Origin of the sequence: Mariniflexile jejuense, from assembly GCF_042675665.1 — a bacterium.
Taxonomy (GTDB): Bacteria; Bacteroidota; Bacteroidia; order Flavobacteriales; family Flavobacteriaceae; genus Mariniflexile; species Mariniflexile jejuense.
In genome coordinates this window covers 20,957-46,707 of sequence record NZ_JBHTJI010000022.1, presented here as the reverse complement: position 1 = coordinate 46,707, position 25,751 = coordinate 20,957, and the positions used below count along the sequence as shown (strand labels likewise).

17 protein-coding genes and 2 tRNA genes are annotated in these 25,751 nt (G+C 32.1%); 15 read left to right on the top strand and 4 right to left on the bottom strand.

What is annotated here, in order from left to right:
• Positions 1–11 precede the first annotated feature (11 nt).
• The gene (locus ACFQ1R_RS11890; protein WP_379926446.1) at positions 12–1,265 is read left to right on the top strand and encodes a tetratricopeptide repeat protein; all 1,254 of its coding nucleotides are present in this window, start codon (positions 12–14) and stop codon (positions 1,263–1,265) included.
• 46 nt (positions 1,266–1,311) lie between these two features.
• Here ACFQ1R_RS11890 and ACFQ1R_RS11885 read toward each other — a convergent pair whose 3' ends face one another.
• Together ACFQ1R_RS11885 and ACFQ1R_RS11880 are read right to left on the bottom strand one after the other, a co-directional pair.
• Positions 1,312–2,061: a C40 family peptidase gene (locus ACFQ1R_RS11885; protein WP_379926445.1), complete on the bottom strand. Its 750-nt coding sequence runs from the start codon at positions 2,059–2,061 to the stop codon at positions 1,312–1,314.
• Between the two features lie 127 nt (positions 2,062–2,188).
• On the bottom strand, positions 2,189–3,364 hold the full coding sequence (locus ACFQ1R_RS11880; RefSeq protein ID WP_379926444.1) for an acetyl-CoA C-acyltransferase: 1,176 nt from the start codon (positions 3,362–3,364) through the stop codon (positions 2,189–2,191).
• A gap of 129 nt (positions 3,365–3,493) precedes the next feature.
• On the opposite strand from ACFQ1R_RS11880, the gene ACFQ1R_RS11875 reads away from it, so the two are divergent.
• The 12 genes from ACFQ1R_RS11875 to ACFQ1R_RS11820 all read left to right on the top strand — a co-directional run bounded on the left by ACFQ1R_RS11875 (position 3,494) and on the right by ACFQ1R_RS11820 (position 19,456).
• Positions 3,494–5,542 (top strand): HD family phosphohydrolase, encoded by a 2,049-nt coding sequence (locus ACFQ1R_RS11875; RefSeq protein ID WP_379926443.1) that lies wholly within the window; start codon positions 3,494–3,496, stop codon positions 5,540–5,542.
• 95 nt (positions 5,543–5,637) lie between these two features.
• Positions 5,638–5,721 (top strand) — tRNA-Ser (locus tag ACFQ1R_RS11870).
• A gap of 20 nt (positions 5,722–5,741) precedes the next feature.
• Positions 5,742–5,816, top strand: a tRNA-Pro gene (locus ACFQ1R_RS11865).
• A gap of 314 nt (positions 5,817–6,130) precedes the next feature.
• Positions 6,131–6,661 (top strand): polysaccharide lyase family 7 protein, encoded by a 531-nt coding sequence (locus ACFQ1R_RS11860; RefSeq protein ID WP_379926442.1) that lies wholly within the window; start codon positions 6,131–6,133, stop codon positions 6,659–6,661.
• A complete protein-coding gene (locus ACFQ1R_RS11855) occupies positions 6,580–7,101 on the top strand; it encodes a polysaccharide lyase family 7 protein (RefSeq protein WP_379926658.1) in 522 nt (173 codons plus the stop codon). The genes ACFQ1R_RS11860 and ACFQ1R_RS11855 overlap by 82 nt, the downstream gene beginning before the upstream one ends.
• Before the next feature lie 2 nt (positions 7,102–7,103).
• Positions 7,104–8,993, top strand: coding sequence for a decarboxylating NADP(+)-dependent phosphogluconate dehydrogenase (gene gnd / locus ACFQ1R_RS11850; RefSeq protein WP_379926441.1), 1,890 nt, complete (start codon positions 7,104–7,106; stop codon positions 8,991–8,993).
• 43 nt (positions 8,994–9,036) lie between these two features.
• Positions 9,037–10,311 carry an Nramp family divalent metal transporter gene (locus ACFQ1R_RS11845; RefSeq protein WP_379926440.1) on the top strand — a complete coding sequence of 425 codons (1,275 nt, stop codon included), beginning with the start codon at positions 9,037–9,039 and terminating at the stop codon, positions 10,309–10,311.
• Between the two features lie 37 nt (positions 10,312–10,348).
• Positions 10,349–12,706 (top strand): polysaccharide lyase 6 family protein, encoded by a 2,358-nt coding sequence (locus tag ACFQ1R_RS11840; RefSeq protein WP_379926439.1) that lies wholly within the window; start codon positions 10,349–10,351, stop codon positions 12,704–12,706.
• A gap of 451 nt (positions 12,707–13,157) precedes the next feature.
• Positions 13,158–16,340: a SusC/RagA family TonB-linked outer membrane protein gene (locus ACFQ1R_RS11835; RefSeq protein WP_379926438.1), complete on the top strand. Its 3,183-nt coding sequence runs from the start codon at positions 13,158–13,160 to the stop codon at positions 16,338–16,340.
• A 19-nt stretch (positions 16,341–16,359) separates the two neighbouring features.
• Complete coding sequence (locus ACFQ1R_RS11830) at positions 16,360–17,709, top strand: RagB/SusD family nutrient uptake outer membrane protein (protein WP_379926437.1); 1,350 nt, start codon at positions 16,360–16,362, stop codon at positions 17,707–17,709.
• A 179-nt stretch (positions 17,710–17,888) separates the two neighbouring features.
• Positions 17,889–18,608 carry a FadR/GntR family transcriptional regulator gene (locus ACFQ1R_RS11825; protein WP_379926436.1) on the top strand — a complete coding sequence of 240 codons (720 nt, stop codon included), beginning with the start codon at positions 17,889–17,891 and terminating at the stop codon, positions 18,606–18,608.
• A gap of 92 nt (positions 18,609–18,700) precedes the next feature.
• Positions 18,701–19,456, top strand: coding sequence for an SDR family NAD(P)-dependent oxidoreductase (locus ACFQ1R_RS11820; RefSeq protein ID WP_379926435.1), 756 nt, complete (start codon positions 18,701–18,703; stop codon positions 19,454–19,456).
• A gap of 65 nt (positions 19,457–19,521) precedes the next feature.
• Here ACFQ1R_RS11820 and ACFQ1R_RS11815 read toward each other — a convergent pair whose 3' ends face one another.
• Positions 19,522–22,110: a chondroitinase-B domain-containing protein gene (locus ACFQ1R_RS11815; RefSeq protein ID WP_379926434.1), complete on the bottom strand. Its 2,589-nt coding sequence runs from the start codon at positions 22,108–22,110 to the stop codon at positions 19,522–19,524.
• Positions 22,111–22,281: 171 nt separating this feature from the next.
• Complete coding sequence (locus ACFQ1R_RS11810; protein WP_379926433.1) at positions 22,282–23,358, bottom strand: T9SS type A sorting domain-containing protein; 1,077 nt, start codon at positions 23,356–23,358, stop codon at positions 22,282–22,284.
• A gap of 249 nt (positions 23,359–23,607) precedes the next feature.
• On the opposite strand from ACFQ1R_RS11810, the gene ACFQ1R_RS11805 reads away from it, so the two are divergent.
• Positions 23,608–24,660 (top strand): T9SS type A sorting domain-containing protein, encoded by a 1,053-nt coding sequence (locus ACFQ1R_RS11805; protein WP_379926432.1) that lies wholly within the window; start codon positions 23,608–23,610, stop codon positions 24,658–24,660.
• 131 nt (positions 24,661–24,791) lie between these two features.
• The gene (locus ACFQ1R_RS11800; RefSeq protein ID WP_379926431.1) at positions 24,792–25,733 is read left to right on the top strand and encodes a sugar phosphate isomerase/epimerase family protein; all 942 of its coding nucleotides are present in this window, start codon (positions 24,792–24,794) and stop codon (positions 25,731–25,733) included.
• Positions 25,734–25,751 lie beyond the last annotated feature (18 nt).

The following is a 25,751-nucleotide window of genomic DNA, read 5'->3' as shown; positions in this document are numbered from 1 at the left end:
ATATTATTAAAATGAAAAAACAGATTACCATAGCTTTAGCCATTACTTTAGGCACATTTTCATTTGCTCAAAAAAAGGAATTGAAAGAAGCAGATAAAGCTATAAAAGGAAGCAATTATGCAGAAGCTAAATCAGCTTTAAAACAAGTAGAGCCATTAATGTCATCTATGGATGATAAATTAAAGGATCAATATTACTTATTACATGCCCAAGCATTATATGCAGGTGGTGCAGGTACTATTAATGATGTTGATGCTGCTTTAGAAAGTTTAAAAAGTGTAAGTGGATCTTCATCTGAAGTTACAGAATTAAAACAAACAATGGTTAATGGTATTTTAACTAAAGGAAATAAATTCTACGAAACTAAAGATTATTCTACAGCTTCAAAATATTTTGAAAAAGCTTATAAATTAAGCACAAAAGACACCTTGTTTTTATATTACGCAGCAGCAACAGCTGTAAATGTTCAAGAGTTTGATAGAGCATTATCTATTTATGAAGAGCTTAAACAGTTAGGTTATACAGGTATTGAAAAACAGTATTTTGCAACCAATGTAGAAACAGGTGAAGAAGAAGTTCTAGATAAAAATACACGCGATCTTTATGTAAAAGCTAAAAGTCATAAAAACCCAGGTGAGCGTACTACAGAATCAAAAAAACCTGAGATTGTTAAAAATGTAGCACTTATATACGTAAATAAAGGTGATAATGAAAAAGCAATTGCAGCTATGAAAGAAGCAAGAGCTGAAAGTCCTAATGATGTAAACCTAATTTTAAATGAAGCTAATATCCATTACAAAATGGGTAATACAGAAGAATTTAAAAGTTTATTAGAACAAGCAACTCAAATGGAACCTAACAATCCGGAGTTACAATACAATTTAGGGGTTATTGCTGCAGAATCTGGGCAACCTGATAAAGCAAAGGCTTACTATGAAAAAACAATAGAGTTAAGTCCAGATTACATTAATGCATATATAAATTTAGCAGCTTTAATTTTATCAAAAGAAGAAGGGCTTATTAAAGAAATGAATGGATTAGGTAGTTCTAAAAAAGATGATTTACGCTATGATCAATTAAGAGCAGAACGTCAAGAATTATACAAAGGTGCAGTACCATATTTAGTGAAAGCATTAGAAATTGATGGCAAAAATATTAGTGCAGCTAAAACGTTAATGAATATTTATAGCATTCTTGGGGAAACTGCAAAGCACAAAGAAATGAAGGCTAAAGTTGATGCTCTTGAGGCAGCTGGAGGAAACTAAAATTAGTTTAAATACATAAAAAAAATGCCGCAATTTGCGGCATTTTTTATATCACTTTTTTAATAACACGAAGTTTGTGTGTATGTATCTTTCTATCTACATTATATATTCCCGAATGGTCTAATCGGTCAATTCTAACTTTACCATTTGCATGTATAATGTAATTGTCGCTCATGATGATGCCTACATGGGTAATAATACCTTCATTATTATCAAAAAAAGCCAAATCTCCTGGTTCACTTTCTTCAATAAAACTTAAAGGTTCACCTTGTGTTGCTTGTTGTGATGCGTCGCGTAATAGTTTGTAACCATTAAGTTTATATACCATTTGAGTAAAACCCGAACAATCAATGCCAAAAGGCGTTTTTCCACCCCATAAATAAGGAGCGTTTAAATATAAGAATGCCGATTTTACAATGTTTTCTTTAGCCTTTTTACCTTCAACTATTGAGCCATCGTGTTTGTGGTTTAATAAGTCCAATCCATTTAATGAAGAACCTAATAGAATAGGGTGTAACTGTTGGGTATTATCTTCAATAAATTCTACCAAATCAATTGAAAGTTTTGGTGTTTCTTTATGTAGTTGGTTGTATTGGTCTTCTGTTATTTCAATAAGTTGTTTTGTGTCTATCCAACCTTCATACTTATCAAAAGCAAGTCTAATTTTACTCCAGTTTTTGCGTTGTTCTAAAATTTTAAAAACATCGCCATATAGTACTTGCGATACTAGTTCGCTCGCATCAGCAGGTTCAATTCTTAAAGGTACAATGCTTAAGTTACAAATTCCGTATTGCATATAATTATTGTCTATTTTTTATTGATAATTATATATTGAAAGGGACAAAACATAAGACTTTATAAAATGAAAATAGTAAGTGTTGTAATCCATATTAATAAATAATCAATAAAAAATAATAAATATTTTAGCGTTCAATAATAATTGCCGATGCGCCACCACCACCATTACAAATAGCAGCTGCACCAATTTTTGCATTGTTTTGTTCCAATACATTTAGTAGTGTAATGATGATTCTAACACCCGAACAGCCAAGTGGATGCCCAAGCGAAACGGCACCACCATTAACATTTACGTTAGTATCGGTAAGTCCTAAAAGCTTCATGTTAGCTAAACCAACAACAGAGAAAGCTTCATTAAATTCAAAAAAATCAACCTCTTTTATACTAATACCAGCTTTATTTAAAGCTTTTGGTAAAGCTTTTGCAGGCGCTGTAGTAAACCAATCTGGTTCGTGCGCTGCATCAGCATAACTTTTTATGGTTGCAAGTGGTTTTAAACCCAATTCTATCGCTTTTTCTTTACTCATTAAAACCATTGCTCCAGCACCATCATTTATAGTTGAAGCATTGGCAGCAGTAACAGTTCCATCTTTTGAAAACGCTGGTCGTAATTGCGGAATTTTATCTAAAATTACATTGGTAAATTCTTCATCTTTACTAACTATTAAAGGTTCACCACGTCGTTGCGGCACTTCAACAGAAACAATTTCATTATCAAATTTACCAGTTTCCCATGCAGTTGCCGAACGTTTGTATGATTGTATGGCAAAAGCATCTTGTTCTTCTCGGGAAAAATTATATTTAGTAGCACAAGCATCGGCGCAAACTCCCATTGCATTTTGGTTGTAAGCATCAACTAAACCATCTTTCTGCATTCCATCAACCAAGGTTGTTGGTCCAAATTTTGTACCTGTTCTAGCATGTAAATAATGTGGAATTAAACTCATGTTTTCCATACCACCAGCAACAATTATATTAGCATCGCCAAGTGCAATACTTTGTGCTGCTTGCATAACGGCTTTCATACCCGAAGCACAAACTTTATTTACAGTTGTGCAAGGTACGGTGTTAGGTATGCCTGCATAAATAGCTGCTTGTCTAGCAGGTGCTTGACCTGTTCCAGCTTGTACTACATTGCCCATTAAAACTTCATCAACCAACTCTGGTTTTAAGTTTATTTTACTTAGCGCACCTTTTATGGCAACAGCACCAAGTTGAGGCGCAGAAATGGATGAAAGCGCACCCATAAAACTACCAATTGGTGTTCTTGCTGCCGATACAATTACTACGTCTTTATGCATTATTCAATTTTTAAGCTTAATACATGCGAAAATAATCATTTTTTAGTAGAAATTTGAATGATTAGCTTATTATAAAAAATGGTATTAGATTATAATTTTACTACTTTTGGTTTTTCCTTAATTTTTTAAATGGAAGACTTTATAAATAAATTATATAGAAACCATTCCTTAATTTATAAAGGACTGTTATTTTTATGCACCACTTTTTTAATTGTGTATTTATTTCCAAAAAGCGGAAAATTTAAATACAATTTTGAAAAAGGAAAACCTTGGCAATCGGAAGTTTTATTAGCACCTTTTAATTTTGCTATTCAGAAATCGGATGAGGAAATTGCACTTGAGAAAAAGACAATAGAAGATAATTCAATTTTATATTTTGTTTTAGATAATACTGTTGAAACTGAGGTAAAAAAACAATACAAACAACAATTTAAAACAGCTTTTCCTGATTCATTACTTAAAAGAACATCCACTAATTTATACAAAGTAGGTGAAGAAATACTATCTGAGTTTTATGCTTTTGGTGTTTTAAGTGAAAGTTATGATTTTAATGAAGGAAGAGCCATAGCAATTCTAGATAATAGAGTTAAAAAACAAGATGGCTTTTTTTCAGATTTAGTTAAGCAAGACGAAGTCACTTCTATCATTAATACCATTTTACAAAAACAAGGTTTAACACAGTATAAAACAAATTTTGCATCGTTATTTTTCGATGTTGTAAAGCCTAATTTAGTATATGATAAATCGTTTACCGAAAAAGGATTTCAAGAAGAATTAAATAAAATAGCTTACGCTAGAGGCAATGTTGAAAAAGGTACTTTAATAATTTCTAAAGGCGAAGTGGTTGATAATGAGCAATATCAAATTTTAAAATCGTTACAATCTGAATACGAATCGCAAGTTTGGAGTAAATCCAATTATAATTGGATACTGTTTGCCTATACATTACTAGTATCATTAGCATTGTTAATGTTATTGTTATTTTTAAGGAAGTATAGAGATGAAGTTTTTGAAAACAACACGAAAGTTACATTTATTTTCTTCAATGTATTTTTAATGATTTTTATAACAACCTTAATTGTTAATTACAATTCTAAGTTTGTATATGTTGTTCCTATTTGTATTTTACCTTTAATATTTAAAGCGTTTTTTGATGCACGATTGGGGTTGTTTGCTCATGTAATTACGGTACTGCTTTTAGGGTTTATTGTACCTAATAGTTATGAGTATATGTTTTTGCAAATTATTGCGGGTATAGTAACTATTTTAACGGTTTCAGAATTATATAAACGCGCCAATTTATTTATTTCTGTTGGGCAAATTACTTCAATTTATATTATTGCATATTTTGCCTTTTTTATAATACATGAAGGTAGTATAGACACCATTAATTGGGAAATGTTTATATGGTTTGTGTTAAGTGGACTTGCCACATTGTTTGTTCAACCATTAATTTACGCCTATGAAAAGATTTTTGGTTTAGTGTCCGATGTGTCACTTTTAGAATTGTCCGATACAAACTCAAAGTTGCTTAAAGAACTGTCTAACAAAGCACCAGGCACATTTCACCACTCTTTAAACGTTGCGAATCTTGCAGAAGCTTCAGCTAATGAAATAGGCGCAAACGCCATGTTGGCTAGGGTAGGAGCTTTATACCATGACATAGGTAAAATGAAAAACCCAACGTATTTTATAGAAAATCAATCAACCGCTATTAATCCGCATGACGAATTATCATCAAAAGAAAGTGCCAGAATAATAACAGGACATGTAATTGATGGTATAGAAATAGCAAAAAGAAATAATTTACCAGACCGTGTTATAGATTTTATAAGAACACACCACGGTACTAGCGTTGTTTATTATTTTTATATGAAAGAAAAAAATGATTTTGACGATGTTGACAAAACAGATTTTAGTTATCCTGGACCAAAACCATTTAGTAAAGAAACAGCAATTTTAATGATGTGCGATAGTGTAGAAGCAGCATCAAAAAGTTTGAAAGATCCAACATCAACAAAAATTGATGCTTTTGTTGAAAATATTATAGATAAACAAATAGAAGGCGGTCAATTTTTAAATGCTAATATCACTTTCAAAGAGATTCAATCCATTAAAAAAGTGCTAAAACACAAGCTAGCAAACATTTACCATTTACGAATTGAATATCCAGAATAAATTATAAAAAAAACAGAAAAAATAGTTGCGTTCTTATTAAGTATAGATTACATTTGCAACCGCAATTTTATTGCACAAGTTCATAATAAGACTTAGGAGAGGTGCCAGAGTGGTAATGGAGCAGATTGCTAATCTGTCGACGGGTAACTGTCGCCAGGGTTCGAGTCCCTGTCTCTCCGCAAATTAAAGATAACCAAATCGGGGTGTAGCGTAGCCCGGTTATCGCGCCTGCTTTGGGAGCAGGAGGTCGCAGGTTCGAATCCTGCCACCCCGACATATTACAATTCTAAAAAACACTGTTAGTTTTATATTAACGGTGTTTTTTTTTGCTTTATATTTTCCTAATCATAAATTAAATTTTACTTCAAGTTTATAATAGGTATTTTATAATTATCTTTTTTATGACATATAATTTATTGGTTTATAAAAATTTTTCATATATTTGGTTAACCAAATTGGTGTACCAATTTGGTTTAAACTAAATATTAAACAATTAAAATGATCACCATAACCCATAAATTACAATGCATTTATGTTTTAATTATTAGTGTTTTGTTCTTATTTACCAATTGTTTACAGTATGGTAAAATGTCCAAAGCTGATAAAAGTGAAGTGCCAAAATATCCAAGTGACTTCATTCCGTTTATGGACGAGTTTACTATTTTATGCGGCGATGGTAAAAGCATTAAAGATTTAGTAAATGTGGAGCATAAAGATTTTTTTTATGTTTCAAATGATGGAAAAACGGATTGGGTTGTTTATAAAACACCTAATTCGGGTATAACTTCAAAAAACTCGAGCAATACACGTACAGAGTTAGGACAGAAAAAACATTGGAAAACTGAAGAAGGTGGAAAATTAACAGGCACATTAAAAGTAATGCATGTTTCAACTTCTGGTGATGCTCGTGTTGCCGCTTCATATGCTGTTGTAGTAGGGCAAATTCATGGTACCGAAGGTCATGAAAATGAACCTTTAAAGATTTTCTATAAAAAATTCCAGGTCATAAAAAAGGTTCTGTTTATTGGAATTATGAAATTAATACAGAAGGCGATAATTCCAAACGTTGGGATTATTCAACCGCTGTTTGGGGAAATGACATGTCTGTTGTTGGGTTAAGTCCAAATTCATACCCAGAAGAACCAAAAGAAGGTATCGAATTGGGGGAAGAATTCAGTTATCAAATAAATGTTTATGAAGGTGTAATGCACCTCACTTTTATAAGCAAAGGTCATGAAACAAAAAGGTTCACTAAAAGCTTAACGAAATCTGAATTTTCAAAATATTCAAATATTCCTCAGCAAATAAAAACATTATATGCTGCAATAGGTCGAGACGGTGTAGAACGGGCAAATGCCTATGCTGGCGAGTTGCAGAATTTTAAGCAAGGTGCTTATAACCAAACAAACGGAAAAGATCCTGAAGAAAATATTGTTTGGCATACAGGCTCTGAAACTTATAATGGCGATATAGCAAAACAATACGCCAATGGCTGTTATGCAGAAGTTTGGTTTAAAGAAGCAACTGTTGGATCTGGTACCATGCCAAATAAATATTGAAAATGAATAATAATTTAAACCAAGTCATCTTTATAATGGGCGTTTCAGGTTGTGGAAAGAGCACCATTGGAAAGTTGTTATCTGAAAAACTTAATATTCCTTTTTTTGATGGTGATGATTTTCATCCGCAATCGAATATAGATAAAATGCGTAATGGCAAAGCACTTAATGATGATGACCGATATGGTTGGCTGGTTACGCTTAATAAATTAGCTAAAGAGCAATTACAAAAAAACAGCTGCATCATTGTTTGTTCTGCTTTAAAAAAATCTTACAGAGATATTTTAAATACGGATATACGTAATAACGTAAAATGGGTGCATTTATCAGGAAGTTTTAATCAAATTTTAGAACGAATAAACAAAAGAGAACATCACTTTATGTCATCAAGTTTATTACAATCTCAGTTTGATACTTTAGAGCAACCAGATGATGCTTTTCAAGTAAAGATTGGTTTAAAACCAGAAGAAATTGTTGAAAAAATTACAAAGGAAATGCAAATGAAATCGGAATTCGGGTTATTTGGATTAGGGGTTATGGGGAAGAGTTTAAGTAGAAACTTGGCTCAAAAAGGCTTTAAAATTTCCATGTTCAACAGAGAGGAAAAAGGCACCGAGGAAGATGTGGCTATTAATTTCAAAAAAGCCCATAAAGAATTGGAGTCGGCTCAAGCATTTTCAAATATCGAGGCTTTTGTAAATTCATTACAAACCCCAAGAAAAATCATGCTCATGGTAAATGCTGGAAAAATTACCGACATGGTGATTGAAGATTTAATCCCTTTTTTATCGGCAGGCGATGTTTTAATAGATGGAGGAAATTCAAATTATTTACAAACAAAACAGCGTTACGATTATTTAAATACAAAAAACATTCATTTTATAGGCGTAGGCGTTTCAGGAGGTGAGCAAGGGGCATTAAAAGGTCCTTCCATCATGCCAGGTGGAAATAAAGAAACCTATAATTTAATAAAACCGTATTTGGAAAGTATTGCTGCCAAAGACGCTAACAATTTACCATGTTGCACCTATGTAGGTGAAGAAGGCAGTGGGCATTTTGTAAAAATGGTGCATAATGGTATTGAGTATGTTGAAATGCAATTGTTGGCAGAAGTTTACACCATTCTGAAAAACATGGGGAAAAACCCAAATGATATTGCCACTATTTTAGAGTCTTGGAAGCCAAAAGCGGATAGTTACTTGTTAGGAATTACCATCGATGTTTTAAGAAAAAAAGATGGTGATGATTGGCTCGTTAATAAGATAGTAGATAAGGCAGGTAATAAAGGTACAGGAAATTGGACAACCATTGCTACCGCAGAACTAGGTGCCCCAAGTACTTTAATAGCTTCGGCGTTGTTTGCACGTTACACCTCATTTTATAAAGAAGAACGACTGCAAGCAAGTAACAACTTTAATATAAAACCTTCATCGTTTAGTTTAGATATTGATGATGTTTTAAAAGCATATCAGTTTGCTCGTATTATGAATCATTATCAGGGTATTAAATTAATTTCCGAAGCAGGAAAAGCCTATAAATGGACTTTAAATTTAAGCGAAATTGCAAGAATATGGACCAATGGTTGCATCATTAAATCTGATTTTATGTTAGAATTAATTCCTGTTTTAAAACATGATGATAATATTTTAAAGAACGCAGAACTTATTAATCAAGTAAAATTATTAAAGCCATCAATAAACAAAGTAGTATCACAATGTGTCTTAAATGAATTGGCAATTCCGTGTTTAAGTGAATCTGTTAATTTTTTAAATGGATATACAACTGCAAATTCATCTGCAAACATCATTCAAGCCCAACGCGATTATTTTGGAGCGCATACTTACCAACGAACCGATGATGCTACTGGAAAATTTCACCACACCAACTGGTAGCTAAAAATTGTCAAAAACAACAACTAACTAAATAAAACCAAACATGTCAGAACTAAAAGTGAATAATTCAATATTAAAAAAAATTATAGCAATAGTATTGGGTTTTGGACCAGGTATTTTTGCTATTGGATATACTATTGGAACTGGTAGTGTAACATCCATGATTGTTGCAGGAAGCACTTATGGTATGCAATTATTATGGGTGCTTTTATTAAGTTGTTTGTTTTCTGGTGTTCTTATGTTTGCCTACGGAAATTATGCATTAATAACTGGTGAAACCGCGCTTTATGGTTTTAAAAAACATATTAAAGGAGGTAAACTGTTAGCTATTTTGATTATTATCGGGATTTCTTTCGGTCAATGGAATTCTTTAATGGGTATTTTAGGAATTTCTGCTAACATGCTTTATGAAATTTTCGCAATGAATTTTCAAGGTTTAGTAAACTATAAATACGAAACGGTGCTTGTAATAGCCATTGTTATTCTTGTTGTTTTTTATGGTGTATTGCTAGTTGGAAAGTATACTTTTTTTGAAAAAATATTAGTCATTTTTGTAACCTTTATGGCACTTTCATTTTTTGTGTCATTATTTTTTGTTAGCCCGTTACCGTCCGACGTGGTTATGGGTTTAATACCTTCAATTCCAGATGTTCCAGGAGGAAAAATGATGGTTGCAGCATTTGTTGGAACAACAATGGCAGCTGCAACATTTTTATCACGACCGCTTTTTGTTAAAGGCAAAGGTTGGAATATAAAGCATTTACAACAACAAAAAAAAGATGCCATTACAGCGGCTATATTGGTGTTTGTAATTAGTGCAGTTATTATGGCTGTAGCATGTGGTGCATTATATCATCAAGGTAATCCAGTAACACAAGTGCTTGACATGGCAAATACCTTAGAGCCTGTAGCAGGTAGTTTAGCAGTTGGTATTTTCTTCTTTGGTACGTTAAGCGCAGGTTTGTCATCAATATTTCCTTGTTTATTAATTGCTCCATTATTGATTGCGGATTACCAATCGGGAGTGTTAGATACTAACTCAAAACAATTCAGAATAATAACTTTCATTGCTTGTTTAGTTGCTTTAATTGTTCCTGTTTTTGGAGCAAACCCTATTGAAATGCAGATTTTGTCGCAAGTATTCAACGTTTTTGTTTTGCCCATAGTAATTCTAGGAATCATTTTAATGGTAAACAATAAAAAAGTTATGAAAGGTTATAAAACAAGTGTTTTCGTTAATGTTGGTTTGTTTGCGTCGCTTCTTTTTGCTTGTATTATATCTTACAATGGCGTAATTGCGTTGTTCGAATATTTTTAATAGCCAATTTGGTACAGTAATATTTTAAAATTTAATCATGAAAAAAACACTTATTCACTTCATAATTTTTTTATTAACATCAATAGTTTTAACATCTTGTAGCAATAAAAAAAATGATACAAAAAATATAGTTTCAAACATTACAGAATTCAATGATGCCGTTTCAAACGCAAAACCAGGCGATGTTATAGCCTTAAAAAATGGTGTTTGGAAAGACGCCGAATTGGTTTTTGAAGGTAAAGGCACAAAAGAAAAACCTATAAAATTAACTGTTGAAGAAAAAGGTAAAGTAACTTTAGAGGGGAATTCAAATCTTCAAATGGCAGGCAATTATTTAATTGTTGAAGGCTTGGTTTTTAAAAACGGCTTTACACCAACAAATGCTGTTATTTCTTTTAGAAAGAGTAGAGAAGAACTAGCAAACAATAGCCGATTAACCGAATGTGTTATTGATAATTATAACAACCCAGAGCGACAGTATCAAGATTATTGGGTAACTATTTATGGAAAAAATAATAGAATAGATCACAACCATATAGTTGGTAAAAAGAATTTAGGCGTTACCATGATTGTTGGATTAGATACTAAAGAAAGTATTGAAAACCATCATAAAATAGACCATAATTATTTTGGACCACGACCTACTTACGGGAATAACGGTGGAGAAACTTTAAGAATTGGCACTAGCCATAATGCTCTAGAAAACTCAAATACCTTGGTAGAATCTAATTATTTTGATAGAACCAATGGCGAACATGAAATTATTTCAAACAAATCATGTCAAAACACCTTTAAATACAACACTTTTTTTGAGTGTACAGGTACGTTAACCATGCGGCATGGGAACGAAACATTGGTTGATGGCAACGTGTTTATTGGAAATGGAAAACCAAGTACAGGTGGTGTTCGTGTTATTAATGAAACACAAACCGTAATTAACAATTATCATGTAGGTTTAACTGGTTATCGTTTTAGAGGTGCTTTTGTTATGATGAATGGTGTGCCAAATTCGCCACCAAATCGTTATGTACCAGTTATAAATTCAAAAGTAAGTAACAATACATTTGTTAATTGCGACCACATTCAATTATGTGCGGGAAGCGATGCAGAAAGAAGTCAAGCGCCTAAAACTTCAGAAATTTCAGGAAATATTTTTTATAATAATCATAAGAAAAACATCTTTACAGTGTATGATGATATTAGTGGTATTACTTTTAAAGATAACATTCTAGGAAATAATATGGAATCTGGCATATCAAGTGGATTTGAAAATGCAGACATTCAATTAGTTAAAAATGAACAAGGGTTTTTAATTCCGAAGTCTGATAAAATAAAAACTAAAATAACAATAAGTCCAAATATTGCTACAAAGGAAAATACAGGTGTTTCATGGTATTCAAAAGCAGATAATTATGTTGCTTTAGATTCAGGAAAAACCATTAAAGTAGAAGCAGGCATTAACACCTTGTTTGATGCTGCTAAAAACTCAAATCCTGGAGATATTTTAGAATTAACATCTGGTGGAATATATATTTTAACAAAAGCAGTAATTGTTAATCATCCACTTACTTTTAAGGCTTCAGGAGCCGAAAAACCAACCATTTTATTTGAACGCATGTTGGCTTTCGAAATTCAAAATGGCGGCAGTTTGTCACTTGAAAATATAAAATTTGACGGTGAAAAATCGCCAGATTACGCTGGAAATTCGGTAATAAGCACCAGTAAAAATTCAATGACAGAAAACTATAAATTATTTATTAATCATTGCGATTTCGAAAATTTCATTGTAAATCATTCTTTTGATGTATTGCGAGTTGCTAAAGGCACATTTGCAGATACTATCAGTATTCAAAATTCAAAATTCAAAAATATTACAGGTCACATTGCAGCATTAGATACAGAAACTGATGATATTGGAGCTTATAATGTAGAATATTTTATCATGAAAAATAATAGTATTAAAGATGTACAAGGCACTGCTTTAAGATTGTATAGAGGCGGAAAAGACGAAAGTACTTTTGGTCCTTTTTTAGAAATGGAACATAATGTTTTAGATAATGTTGGTTTTGGAAGTAAAAACAAATATGAAGCTGCTTTGTCGCTATATGGCGTTCAAGTTATTGATATTAAAAACAACATTTTAAATAATACAAAAGGTGTAAAAATGAATCTAGTAGTAGGAGAACCTGTTGTAAATATTCTGAATAATAATTTCTATGAAACTGATAAACTTGATGTAACTGGTGATGAAAATTATAACGTGCAAAACCTTTGGACTTTTAACCCTGGTTTTGATGGCGAATCATATAATTTATTAGTTAATTCTCCATTAATAGGAAAAGGTACTGACAATTTAGATTTAGGACTTTTAAAAAACACGAAGCATCTTAAATAAAAGAGTATCCAATAAACTTTTGACAGATTTTGGTGGAACATTTTCAGTTTGAATATATTACTCAAGGTTTTTCTTAAACTAGTTTATTAAAAATATTTTGTTATAACATTTTTTTAACATATATTTGGTGTACCAAATTGGATAACCAAATTGGATAACCAAAAAAATCAATAAAACTAACTAAAACATTAAGCGATTATCTTATGAAACTAAAACCTATTTAAATAAAAAAGGATAAGTGTTTACCTATCCTTTTACAGTATTACTTCTTTTGGACCCGAAGTAAAAACTAAGCATGTTAACTTACATATACTCATAACAAAGATACTAAAACCTTTGTAGTTTCAATTTAATTGTTGTGATAATGTGAGTAATGAATGAGATTCTGTTCTCTAAAATCGATACAATCAGGTATTGAATTCTTAATTATTAAACTAAAACAAGTTCACAAATGAATTTAAAAACTAAACTAATTTTAATGCTAGTATTGATATTTAACGTATCATTATTTGCACAAAATGGATATCAATTATCAGGAACAGTGAAAGATGGAGCAGGTATGCCTATACCAGGTGTTAATGTTATTGTAGCTAATACTACAAAAGGTACTGCAACAGATTTCGATGGAAAATTTGAGTTAAACGTTAAAAAAGGCGATGTACTTAATTTTTCATACCTAGGTTATATTAAACAATCTATTACAATCACTAATCAAACTACTTTAAACATTGTTATGGCAGAAGATGCTAGCAAACTTGATGAGGTTGTGGTAGTAGGTTATGGTACTCGTAAAAAATCACATTTAACAGGAGCTATTGCTAAAATAGGTGGTGAAGATGTTGCTGCAGTTCAGGCTGCACGTGTGGATGATGCATTGGCGGGTAAGTTGCCAGGTGTTAGAATCCAAAATCAAAGTGGTGAACCAGGTTCTGATCCTAAAATCCAAATTAGAGCAGCTTCATCAATTTCAGGTGATTCTGGGCCACTAATTGTTGTTGATGGTTATCCAATTTCTGGAAACTTAGCAACCGTGAACCCAAATGATATTGAAAGCTTAGAGGTTTTAAAAGATGCTGCTTCATCTGCTATTTACGGGTCTAGAGGTGCTAATGGTGTTATTTTGGTAACAACAAAAAAAGGTAAAGCAGGTAAACTTAGTTTTAGTTATAATGCATATACTAGTACATCGGCTAAGTATGTTAAAGATATAGAAATGCTTAAAACTGCTGGTGAATGGGCTGTTGATTTACAAACAGATGCTTACGATCTTTCATTAACAGATCCTCGTTTATTACAATATAGATTAGATGCATACACAAACGCACCAGATGTTGTGAGTGTAGAAGATTGGCTTTTTAGAAGTGGTAATTCAACAAGTCACGATTTTAGTGTAAGTGGCGGTTCTGAAAATTTAAAAGCTTTCGCATCTATTGGATATTTAAATACTGAAGGTATTGTAAAAGGTCAAGGTTTTGAAAAAGTAACAGGACGTATGAATATCGATGCTAATTTAAACGATAAGTTTAAAGCAGGAATGAGTTTAAGCGGATTCTATGGTAATCAAGACATTGTGCCATGGGAAATGAGAGACCTTTTAAGAGCATATAGTATAAGTCCTATTTATCACACTGCTGCGTCAATTGCCTTTGTTCAAGAATTAGATCAAAAGAGACAAGCATTATTCAATTCAGGATTTACATCAAATAATTTTGGACGATCTTTTGATCAAGATTATAGAGGTATCGGTCTTGATACCAGAAGTATTTACAATTTAGTACCAGGCGATGTAGTTCACGATTGGCAATATGGTAGAAACCAAAATGGTATTGGTGGAACAGGTGATGCTGGTGTTGCTGCTAAGTTTGATAATTCACGTCGTTGGGCAAAAAATTATTTTGGTAATTTGAGTACTTATTTACAATTCAATATCATGGATGGTTTGGATTTAAAAACCGTTTTTGGAGCAGATTTAAATAATAATGTTTCTTACTTTTATGAAGGACAATTGTCTGATGGTCAACAACGTTCTAATCAAACAGATTTAGATATTTCAGACATTAAAAAATCTACAGTTTTAAGTGAAACAACTTTAAGTTATTCAAAAGTATTTGCAGATAAACATGATGTTGCTGCTGTTGTTGGGCTAGAGTATCAAAACACTTACTTCAAAGGTATGGTTTCTACAGGTACGAATGTGCCTTTCGGATTACCAATAAATTATTCATTTTTCAATCCTGCAGATGTGGTTACACGAGAAGTAGACGAAACTAGATCTAGACGTAGTGTATTTGGTAGAGTTAACTATGCTTACGACGATAAATATTTAGTGTCAGTTTCTTTAAGAAGAGACGGTGATTCTCGTTTTGGAGCTAATAAAAAGTTTGCAACATTCCCTGCAGCATCTATTGGATGGAATATGCATAAAGAAGCTTTCCTAGAAGATAGTGATATAATTAGTTTATTAAAACCAAGATTCAGTACAGGTTCTTTAGGAACTGAGTCATTTTTAAGCTCTTATTCTGCTTTAAGTATTTTAAGTACAGCTCCAACAGCTTTTGGATCTGCATTTTTAATACCACAAAATGTTGCTAATGCAGATTTAACTTGGCAAACAAACAAAGAAACTAACTATGGTATAGATACTGGGTTCTTAAATAATCGCTTCAGATTAAGTGTAGATTATTATACATCTGATGTAAACGATATGTTAATCAATCAAAGTGTTTCTGAAGTTTTAGGTACGCCTTCAATTGTACTTAACCGTGGCGATGTTACAAGTGCAGGTTGGGAATTTGAAGTAAATGCAAATTTAATACAAAAAGACAATTTCTCTTGGAGTGTAAATGCCAACTTATCTACCGTTAATACTGAAATTACAAGTTTAGGAGATTTAACCGAGTTACCAAGACAAATTTATGGAGGACCATCTGGTAGAGGACCTGAGTTTAGAAATTATGTTGGTGGAGAAGTAGGTGAAATGTGGGGTTATCAAGTAACTGGAGAGGTTGAAACCAAATATATTGCAGATCCATCAAGAAATATTGGATTCGGGAGTTCTGAGTGGTATGTTGTAGATCAAAACGATGATGGTAAAATCACTTATGAAGATGATTATGTTAAGTTAGGTTCTGCTACACCAGACTTTTACTGGGGGTTATCAAGTAATATGAACTATAAGAATTTTGATTTATCATTTCAATTTCAAGGATCGCAAGGAGCAGAAGTTTATAACATCGACCCAATATACTGGAAATCACAATTTGGAGGTAGATTACGTTCTGATTTTGATGCTAATGGTGATAGAATTGCCGATGTAAGTGGTAAACATTATGTTGAAACTAGAAATGCACATGGGTCAGGAATTCAAGATGCTTCTTACATAGCTTTAAGAAACCTAACTTTAGGTTATACTATTAAACCAGATTTTATAAGTAAAGTAGGTGTGAACTCTATGAGAGTGTATGTTGCAGCTTCCAATTTATTATACATCATGGGAGATAATTATACCTCATTTAACCCAGAAGGTATTGAAACTGAAAATTCAGGTTATGCAGGTCCAACAACCTACGGATACCAAGAAGGCGCGAGCCCTGTTGTAAGAAGTTTTACCTTTGGTGTAAACGTTAATTTTTAATTAAGAAAAAATGAAAAAAATGAAAATTATATATGTAGTATTAGCGTCAATGCTGTTAGTAACAGCATGTGACAATGATTTGGATCAAACACCGCCAAAAGAGCTTGAGTCAAGCGCTTTAACAAACTACACCCCTGTTTTGTATGCCGCATATCACTATCAAACAGGAGCTGCAACACCATTGGTGGTAATGGGCGATTTTAGAGCAGATAATATGTTGATGCGTGAAGAACCTTATCCTGCATTTGATAGATACAATAGAGATTTAGCAGGAGGTGATTTGGTTGAACAATTTTTCCGTCCCTTGTATAGTAATTTGTATAAAGCAATTTTAAGTGCTAACAACGTTATAGATAATTCAACTAAACCTACAGAGGTAGCTGAAGCAAAATTTTTAAGAGCTTTGTCGTACTTTAAATTAGTTATGGTTTTTGGAGATGTTCCTGTAAACTTATCTCCAACACCAAATGTATCAGATTTGTCTATTTTAGCTAGAAAATCTAAAGCAGAAATTTATGATAATATCATCATTCCAGACTTTATTGCTGCAAGAGATGGTTTAGATAATTCACTAAAAGCAAGTGGGCGTGCATCAAGAATAGCTGCACAGGCTTTTCTTGGCAAAGTGTATATGCACCGTGGTAATTATCCCTTAGCTGTAACAGAACTTGGAGCTGTTGTAAGTGGAGCTGCAACTGCTGGCGTTACTTTAGAAACTAGTTTTGCTAATGTAGTAAAAGATGCAAGTAAAGAAATACTATTTGCAACAAAGTTCTCATCATCAATTTCTGATGTATATGGATTTACAGAATTTGAAGCTTGGTTTAGAGGTGCTGATACAAAATCTCCAACACCATTAGATCCACGCTTAACAGCTGCGTTTGATGCGAATGCTTCTAGTGCTATTATTTCTGGTGGAGTAGATTTGAGAAAAGCTTTAACTATTGATGTAGTAAATAAAAAAGGCATTAAATTCGGTACTTCTTTAAATCTTGAACAAGACTTTATAGAGTTAAGATTGTCTGACGTTATTTTAATGAATGCAGAAGCCTTGAATGAAACTAGCAATGCAAATGGAACTCAATCTGCAACTATTCTAGCTGGATTAAACGCAATTAGAACCAGAGCTGGATTAACCAGTTTAGTGGGTACTGCAACAACTCAAGCAGCTGTTAGAACTGCAATAGCAAAAGAAAGACGTGTGGAGTTGGCTTTAGAAGGACATAGATGGTTTGATTTGGTAAGAACTAGTACTGTTGATGCTGAAATGGGATTAACAGTTAATAGCAATTACCATATTTTTCCAATCCCAAACTCAGAAATTACTGCTACTAATGGTGTAATTACTCAAAATCCTGGATACGAATAAAGTGCAGTTTTTAATTTGAGTTAGTTTAGTTTTTTATAGGTTAACCAACTTATTTTTAATTATAGTTGGTTAACCTTAAAAAGAGATTACATAAAACAGGAGCATTTTTATAATACAATAAATTTAATAAATTTACCGAACCAATCTGGTACACCAATTTAATTATAAATTTATCTATTATGAATTTAGATGTCCTTTCAAAAAATGAAAATCAAGAAATTACTACTCGAGTTAAAAAATTAATTTCACAAATAAGCGATTTAATAAGTCAAAAACATTTACAACCAGGTGATAAATTACCGGCTGAACGAATTTTAGCTGAAAAGTTTAATGTAAGTAGAAGAAGCATACGTGTAGCAATACTTAAGCTAGAATCGTACGGTATATTAATATCAATGCCTCAAAGCGGAACATTTATTGCAAATATAGGCTCTATTGCCATGAATGGAATGATTGACGATATTTTAAGTCTTGGGTTGCCTAATTTCAAATCCTTGGTCGAAACCAGAGTTCTGTTAGAGTTAAAGGCAGTAAGATTGGCAGCAAAAAGGCGTAGTGAAGCCGATTTGCAAAGAATTAAACAAGCATTAGAAGCACATGAAGCCAAATTATTATCTGGCGAAGATGCTGTTCAAGAAGACTTGTTATTTCATTTGGCTATAGCAAAAGCAAGTGGCAATGTTACCATGAATCAAATTATGATTGGTATTACGCCACAAATAATTGTAGAGTTTAAAAAATATCATACAGATTATGATTCTTTAGATGAATTAAGAGTAATTGAACATAAAGAAATATACGAAGCAATTAAAGCGCAAAACAGTCAAATAGCCAAAAGAAAAATGAAAAAGCATTTCAAAATGTTATATCAATATTGTGAAAATATTAAAGAAGAATAGAATAATTAGCTTAACATTTACACTAAAGTTAAATTATTTTATGAGGTTTAATTTATAAAGAACAAGCAAGTTCAAAAAAATAATTTAATAAAATGGGAAAATTAAAAGGAAAAGTTGCAGTTGTAACTGGAGGTGGTCGCGATATCGGGCGTGCGGTATGCGTAAAGCTAGCAAAAGAAGGTGCTAAAATTGTTGTAAACTATTTTGATAGTGATAAAGATAAAGATGATACGATGTCAGCTATTAAAGCCGTTGGTGGCGAAGCCATTGCTGTTTATGGCGATGTAAATAAACTATCAGACATAAATAATATGGTAGCCAAAACCAAAGAAGCCTTTGGAGATAAAGTTGATATTTTGGTAAATGTAGCAGGAGGTTTGTTTGCAAGAAAAACGGTTGAAGAATTAGATGAAAAATTCTATAATTTAGTTATGGATGTAAATTTTAAAGGAACTGTATTTGTAACACAAGCTTTTAAACCCCTAATGGGTAAAGGTGCTTCAATTGTAAATTTTGCATCACAAGCAGCTAGAGATGGTGGAGGAGCAGGATCGGTAATTTATGCAGCTTCAAAAGGAGCAGTTATGACTCTTACAAGAAACTGGGCTAAAGAATTAGGACCTCAAGGTATTAGAATTAATGCAGTTTGCCCTGGGATGATTGCTACTAAATTTCATGACGATTTCACTAAAGATGATATAAGAGAAAAAGTAGCAGCTTCAACACCACTTAGAAGAGAAGGTCGTGCCGATGAAGTGGCAGATTTAGTGGCTTATTTGGCTAGTGATGAATCTTCATTCTTAACAGGAAATAATGTTGATATTAACGGAGGTTTAGCCTTTAGTTAATCGTTTCAAACAGTATATAAAAAACCTGTTCAAATGCATATTTGAACAGGTTTTTTTATTTTATTTTAATGAGCCACAACAAACATTTTAGAGTATTTTGTAGCATCATTAGCAATTAAGTTAATAATGTAAGAACCGTTGTTTAATGAAGATATATCAACATTTATATAACCAGTAACAGAGTTTAATTGTTTTTCTATAACCTTTCTTCCATCTAAAGTAAAAACTTGAATGGTGTTTACTCTATTATTTGTTAAGCTTAATGTTAATACGTCTTTTACAGGGTTAGGATATATTTTTACTTGATTGTTTAAAAATCTATTATCAACAGAAAGTGATGCATTACCGTAAAATTCTACTTCATGTAAAGTTGTAAATCTACTAGTGTTACCTACTTGCCCATTACCTATAATTTTAACATATTTTGTGCCTGTAGCAGTTGTAGGAAGCACAAAAGCTTTAAAACTAGCATCGGTATTACTAACAAGGTCTCCAGCTGGAAAAGGATTGTAAAAATCACCATCGGCAATACCAGTTGATGATACTAAAATTTGTAAATAATAGGTTTTTCCATTAGTTGTGGCTATATCAACTAAATCTAAATCAAAAGATCCTTTTAAATCGTATATAATAATGGCATTATTACTACCACTTGGGTCAAGTGCACCATTACCCGCCCATTGGGTGTTAAAATCTTTATCAAGACTATTGATAGCATAATTAAATTTAGTAGTACCATTTACTTCTTCGTTTGATACATAGCTTATTGCTGCATCAGAAGCAGTTTTGTTAATAAGGTTTAACCCTATTCGTGGGTTTGCAGCATCTTGAGTAACGCTAATGGTTCTTGTTAATGCACCACCTACAACTGTAACTACGCCGCTTCTAGATGTGAAGGTTGTGTTTTGTGAAACTATAATATTGAAACTTCCATTATTTGTGCCAGATGAAGGTGATACAGAAATCCAATCGGCATCATCACTAACATTCCAATTAACATTTGAAGTAACTGTAACTGATTGAGAACTGCCAGATGCAGCATAATTACTTATTGATGATAAATACATATTTTCAGAAGTATCATCTAGTTCATAAGCATTTGGTCCAACGGTGCTTGGAGTCATTGGCATGTAACGAACAGATTCTAAACTATAGTGATCTGAACCTGGGTTACTTATTGTTGATCTAGTTTGCCCTTCAATATCTTCATTTATGGTTTCGGTTGTTACTGCATTATTGTAAAGAGGCGATGTGCCGGTTGTTCGCCATACACCTATAGTTGCATCAAAAGATAAATTAGGGTTTTCATTTACAACCATACTTGTGTTAAAAGATGTTGTTGTTGCGCCAGAAATGGTAGTTGCACTGCCTGTTGGATATATTAAATTGTTAGTCCATGTAATATTAGCACCTTGGTCGTTTCCGTCTTTAATAGCTACTAACGCATTTTGTGAACCAGTAATTAGGTTATTCATAAGCTTTATGTTGCTTAAAGTTTTATTATAAGCACCGTTGTTGCTAAAACCAATTTCTATTCCATTAGTATTATTAACCAAAGTGTTGTAAGCTATCGTAACATTTTCAGCTCTGAAATGAGAACTTAGGCTTGTACTAGTACTTGTAACATCACCTTGTGTAAGGGTAATGGGCGCATCCCATTTGGTGCCGTTTAAACCTTCCATGTAATTGTTTATAATAACATGATCTGAGCCATAAACTCGAATACCGCCTGTGTATAAGGTTGCACCATCTGGTGATGTACCAATAGCTTTATTTCCACCAAAAAAATAGTTACCTTCTATTCTGTTTCTATCGCCATGGCGTAGTGATAATGTTCCGTAGCTTCTTAAAAACGTATTGTGTCTTACTACATTGTCACACGATTTAACAGAAACAATTTCTGGGTCGCCATCACAATCTTCAAATAGGTTATATTCCACTGTTGTATAGCCGCTTGATTTTGACATATTGCTCCAACCAATTCTAATAGATTCTTGTTCGTTTACGGCACGCGGGCTATTGTTTTTAAAGTAGTTGTGGTCTATTCTGTCATTTTGAGATTGTATAACTTCATTAGTACCATCAATAGTTATGTAATGACCAGGCATTGTTTTATTTTGAAAAACATTATGATCTATGCGATTATTATGACTTAAATATTGGTATGGTTCAACAGTGTCATCATAAACGCCACCAATATATACCCATTTAGAAGAGCTTGTTTGTGCTGTTTCAAATACATTTCTAGTTACTCTAATGTTATTGCAACCTTCTAACTTTACCATAGTACTATTCCCAGTACAGTTAAAAGTAAATCCTTCTAATATGGCATGATAAGCTTTATTGAATGTGAATCTTGAAGTACCTGTTAGAATAACACCTCCTATTGTTTCAGCTTTGATAGTTATAGGGTTTCCTGCAGAACCATAAGGTCTTAATGTAGCACTAAAGTTGGAATAAGTGCCATTTCTTACTATTATAACATCGCCCGGGGATGCAGCAGTAACGGCGGTTTGTAATGCGCTAGAAGTAGTAACATAAGTTTGAGAAAACATGTTACAAGAGCAAGTAATAATAGCAATAAAACACCAAGCTTTAAATGATTTAATTGGTGTAAATAGCACCTTAAATTTCTGTAAAGTAGTTTTTTTCATTTTATAATAGTTTTAGTTTGTTTGGAAAACCAAATTGGTTTACCAATTTGGTTTTCCAAATATATTATTATTTTAAAACTTTACAACTTATTTTATGTTAATAATATGTGTTGATATTGAGTGTGTTACTTTATTAATGGACTTGTGTACAGAAACTTGAAACATACGTTATTATAATACAACTAGTTTTTTAGAGCTTACGTTAATACCATTTTTTTTAAATACTATAAGGTAAATTCCAGACTTAAGATTAGTTGTATCTATTGTAGTATTGTTTGAAATTAAAGTGTTTACTAATTTCCCTAAATTATTGTATATGTAAATTGAATCGAAACTATTTGGAGAAGCTTGAATAGTTACTTTTGAAGTATCTGCGGGGTTAGGGTATATTTTAAAGGATGTTTGTTTTGGTGAGATGGCAGATAATGAACCTATTTCTTCTATGCTAAAATTAGCAAATAATACTTCTTCGTCTCGTAAGTCGGAAGGCGTGTTTAAACTTCTATATATTCCCCATTTTGGTCTTACAAAATCAGCGCCTGTTTGCCAATTTACTATATTACTACTAGAATAATTAAATAATTCTGTATTGTCTGAAACTCTTTTTATAAGAATACTATAGCTTCCGTTTGTACCATATGTTATAGTTTCAGTAACATCAACCCAAGTTCCTTTAAAAGGTGTTAAATCTGTTTTTTTTAAAGTAGATTGTGATGATGTTTGAGCATACCTTAATTCTAATTGGTCTGGTGTTCCTTTTCGTGTTGTTAAAGTGTACATTGGTGTAGCCTCATATAAACCTCCAACCGATTTTAATTGATGTATATGCGTAAAACTAGATGAAGATTGAAAACCTGTAGGCAATTTAAATTTCCATTTATAAACAACAATTTCTCCTTCAACCGCTTTTAAATTACTTGGCGATTTATCATATACTTTTATCTCGTTTCGTTGCCTATCTGTAGCCGTAGTACAACGGTCGTTATCAGGTGTTAAATGAATATAAAACCTAAAAACATTCGTGTTAAGATTGGTGTCAAAAAACTCATCAATATGCCTTCCAAATGATGTATGAATGCAATCTGGTGTTTCTGTTACATCATATCCAGGAGCTAAAACCGAATTAATTAATTCATAAGTATCACCTGGTCCGTTTGCATTAAGTTCTACTTGAGCAAAAATAGTTTGACTTGCTAATAACAAAAAGCAACAAAAATTAAATCTAAAATTAAATCTAAAATTATTCATAAACAATAAATTGGTTAACCAAATTGGAAAACCAAATATATAGAATATATTTTAAAACAACAATGAAATGTAACTCACTGATTATGTTAATTTTTCAAAAAAAGTTTCAATAGGATTATGATAATAAATTTTTTTTGCTATTTTTGGAGAACCAAAGTGGTAAACCAAATTGGATAACCAAAAAAAACTCAAAATAATCTGCATTAAAACAGATTATAAATTTTAATAACAACTATAAACTATTACATTATGAAAAAAATTTTACTTTTTAATTTGTTTTTAACAACGGCTTTGTCGTTTGGGCAAGTTACTTTACCTTATTATGAAGGTTTTAATTATACTGTAACTGCAGATCCTAATCCGCTTACTACACTTGTAAGTGTTGGAGGTAATTTGGGTCCTTGGTTAAGTACATACACAACCAATACTAATGGAGATCCATTTATGGTTGCATCGCCATTTTGGTCTGGTTTACCAAATCAGTTAGCTTTTTCTCAAACAGGTGAAGCTATACAATTTCAAGGTGGTTCAGATGATCCTGTAATTCCAATTCCAGATCAAGGTTCGTCAGGTATAATATATTCTTCTTTTATATTTAAAGTTACAGATCAATCTTTAGTAACTGATCTTGCTGGCGGTTTTATTTATTCATTTGGAAAAGTTAACAGTAATTCGAATGGTTACAATTATTGTTCAGCTGTATATCTTAGAAAAGTGAGTGAAACTACTTTTAATGTTGGTGTTTCTGAAACTAATAGTACATCTGCAGCTGCTTGGTCTCCAACAGTTTTTAATACTGGCGATGATGTGTTTGTTGTAATTGCTTATGATATTGCAAATCAACTATCTAAAATATGGATTAACCCAAATATATCTGGTTTAGAACCAGCACCAACTGTTGATACTTCTGCTGATTCTTCAACAGGATCAAGAAATAATATAGTAGTTGTTAGATTAAGTTTAGAATCGAATGCGAGAACTCCAACCACAATTTTAGATGAAATTAGAATAGGTAATACTTGGCAATCTGTTACTGGTCAAGCACCACTTAGTGTTTCTGAAAATGAATTGGCTAGTAAATTAAAAATATACCCAAACCCAGCAAAAGATGTTATCTCAATCGAGGCTAATAATGTAAAAATATCTTCTGTTGAATTATACACTTTATTAGGTCAAAAAGTAAAATCACAATCATCTTTAAAAGATAATCAACTTTCAGTTTCTGATTTATCTAAAGGCATTTATCTATTAAAAATTAATGCAGAAGGTAGCAGCACAACTAAAAAAATAATTATTGAATAATAAATAGTTTGGTATTGAATTTTTGTTTTTTATTCAAAAAGCCTTTAGTAATTAAAGGCTTTTTGTGTATAAAGTATAATGGTTTAATTAATAGTATCTTTATCATAGTCATAAATTAAAAAGAGTATAATATGGTTGTTTCTAGAAGAGAATTTATTGCTAAAAGTGCCTGTGCAGCTAGTTTGTTGCAGTTTTCTGCATTTTCATTTCCAGATTTTTCAGAGTCAAATGATAAGCTAGATATTAGTATTTTTTCTAAGCATCTGCAATTTTTAGATTATAAAACTACTGGTGAAATGGCTGCTGAAATGGGATTTTCGGGGGTAGATTTAACAGTGCGTCCTAATGGGCATGTGTTACCCGAATTGGTAAAAACCGAACTACCTAAAGCAGTAAAGGCTATTAAGGCTAGCGGCGTAAATTGTAAAATGATTACAACTAGTATTGAGAGTACAAACAATGCTTTAGATGTCGCTATTTTAGAAGCAGCATCAAAAGAACAAATTTCATATTATAGAACAAATTGGTTTAAGTACAAAGAAGGTGTTTCTATGGAAAATAGCCTTCAAATTTATCAAGAAGAGATTAAAAACTTAGGACATTTGAACGAAAAACTAGCTTTAATTGGTTGTTATCAAAACCATGCTGGTACAAGTGTTGGTGCTTCATATTGGGAAGTTAAAAAAATCCTTGAAACTGTTAATAAACAACATTTTGGAACACAATACGATATAAGACATGCAATGGTTGAAGGTGGTTATTCCTGGGAAAATGGACTTCAATTACTATATCCAAATATAAAAGTAATGGTTATAAAAGATTTTAAATGGGGTATTGTAAATGGTAAGTGGGAGGCATTAAATGTACCAATAGGTGAAGGTATGGTAGATTTTACAAAGTATTTTAAACTTCTAAAACAATATAAAATAAAACCACCTGTATCTTTACATTTAGAGTACGATTTAGGTGGCGCAGAAAAAGGAAATCAAGAAATTACAGTTGATAAAAAAGTTATTTTTGATGCCATGAAACGCGATTTAAATAGTGTTCAAAAGCTATGGCTTGAAGCTTAAATTTTAAAATAAAAAAAA